The sequence below is a fragment of the Bradyrhizobium sp. P2_E8 genome (assembly GCF_056403875.1).
In genome coordinates this window covers 1-2,244 of record NZ_JBFUES010001123.1, presented here as the reverse complement: position 1 = coordinate 2,244, position 2,244 = coordinate 1, and the positions used below count along the sequence as shown (strand labels likewise).

The 2,244-nt window shown below is 63.2% G+C and carries 2 protein-coding genes and 1 pseudogene; all 3 read left to right on the top strand.

Features of this window, described 5'->3' with window-relative positions:
- A pseudogene (gene rpsL, locus AC1D00_RS37530) lies at positions 1 to 179 on the top strand (30S ribosomal protein S12); the annotation flags it as partial.
- 15 nt (positions 180 to 194) lie between these two features.
- Complete coding sequence (gene rpsG, locus AC1D00_RS37525; RefSeq protein ID WP_027520967.1) at positions 195 to 665, top strand: 30S ribosomal protein S7; 471 nt, start codon at positions 195 to 197, stop codon at positions 663 to 665.
- A gap of 33 nt (positions 666 to 698) precedes the next feature.
- Positions 699 to 2,244: elongation factor G (gene fusA / locus AC1D00_RS37520; protein WP_477014140.1), on the top strand; the 1,546-nt coding region annotated here is incomplete at its 3' end.

Sequence of the window (2,244 nt, the reverse complement as noted above, 5' to 3'; positions counted from 1 at the left end):
GCTACATCCCGGGTGAGGGCCATAACCTTCAGGAGCACTCGGTGGTCATGATCCGCGGCGGCCGCGTCAAGGACTTGCCCGGCGTGCGCTACCACATCCTCCGCGGCGTTCTGGATACCCAGGGCGTCAAGAACCGTAAGCAGCGTCGTTCGAAATACGGCGCCAAGCGTCCGAAGTAAGCGGGAACCAGCTCAATGTCTCGTCGCCACTCAGCGGAAAAGCGCGAAGTTCTCCCGGATCCGAAGTTCGGGAACATCATCGTCACGAAGTTCATGAACTCGGTGATGTACGCCGGCAAGAAGTCGGTCGCCGAAGGCATCGTCTACGGTGCGTTTGGCATCATCGAAACCAAGACCAAGCAGAACCCGCTCGGCGTGTTCGAGCAGGCGCTCGAGAACGTCATGCCGACGATCGAGGTTCGTTCCCGCCGCGTCGGCGGCGCGACCTACCAGGTTCCGGTCGAAGTTCGCTCCACCCGCCGGCAGGCGCTGGGCATCCGCTGGCTGATCTCGGCCGCGCGCGAGCGCAACGAGAAGACGATGACCGAGCGGCTTTCGGCTGAGCTGCTGGACGCATCGAACAACCGCGGGAACGCCGTCAAGAAGCGTGAAGACGTGCACCGGATGGCGGAAGCCAACCGCGCCTTCTCGCACTATCGCTGGTAACGGCGAAACAAACGGACTCGCAAGGAACACCCCATGCCCCGCCAACATGCCATCGAGGACTACCGTAACTTCGGTATCATGGCGCATATCGACGCCGGCAAGACGACGACGACCGAGCGCATCCTCTATTACACCGGCAAGAGCCACAAGATCGGCGAAGTGCACGAAGGTGCCGCGACGATGGACTGGATGGAGCAGGAGCAGGAGCGTGGCATCACGATCACCTCGGCTGCGACCACCGCCTTCTGGGCCGGCAAGCGCCTGAACATCATCGACACCCCCGGCCACGTCGATTTCACCATCGAAGTCGAGCGTTCGCTGCGCGTGCTCGACGGCGCCGTCTGCGTGCTCGACTCGAACCAGGGCGTCGAGCCCCAGACCGAGACCGTCTGGCGCCAGGGCGACAAGTACAAGGTTCCGCGCATCGTCTTCGCCAACAAGATGGACAAGACCGGCGCCGACTTCTTCAAGTGCCTGTCCGACATCGTCGACCGCCTCGGCGCCAAGCCGATCGCGATCCAGCTTCCGATCGGTGCCGAGAACAACTTCAAGGGGCTCGTCGACCTCGTGAAGATGAAGGGTATCGTCTGGAACGATGAATCGCTCGGCGCGAAGTTCGACTATGTCGACATCCCGGAAGATCTCGTCGAGCAGGCCAAGGAATACCGCGAGAAGATGGTGGAAGCCGCCGTCGAGCTCGACGACGACGCATTGGCCGCCTTCCTCGACGGCAACGAGCCGGACGAAGCGACGCTGAAGCGGCTGATCCGCAAGGCGGTGCTGACCGGCGCGTTCTATCCCGTGCTGTGCGGCTCGGCCTTCAAGAACAAGGGCGTGCAGCCGCTGCTCGACGCCGTCGTCGACTATCTGCCGTCGCCGATCGACGTGCCTGCGATCAAGGGCACCGACGACCGCGGCAACGAGGTCGTGCGCAAGGCCGACGACAAGGAGCCGCTCGCGCTGCTCGCGTTCAAGATCATGGACGACCCGTTCGTCGGCACCATCACCTTCTGCCGCATCTACTCGGGCATCCTGCAGAGCGGCACCGGTGTCGTGAACTCGACGCGCGAGAAGAAGGAGCGCATCGGGCGCATGCTGCTGATGCATGCGAACAACCGCGAGGACATCAAGGAAGCCTATGCCGGCGACATCGTCGCGCTGGCCGGCCTGAAGGAAGCGCGCACCGGTGACACGCTGTGCGATCCCGACAAGCAGGTGATCCTGGAGAAGATGGAATTCCCCGAGCCGGTCATCGAGATCGCGATCGAGCCGAAGTCCAAGGCCGACCAGGAAAAGCTGGGCGTGGCGCTGGCCAAGCTCGCCGCGGAGGATCCGTCCTTCCGCGTGTCGACCGACCAGGAGTCCGGCCAGACCATCCTCAAGGGCATGGGCGAACTCCATCTCGACATCAAGGTCGACATCCTCAAGCGCACCTACAAGGTCGACGCCAACATCGGCGCGCCGCAGGTTGCGTTCCGTGAGCGCGTCACCAAGAAGGCCGAGGTCAAGTACACCCACAAGAAGCAGACCGGCGGTACCGGTCAGTTCGCGGAAGTGTCGATCGTGGTCGAGCCGAACG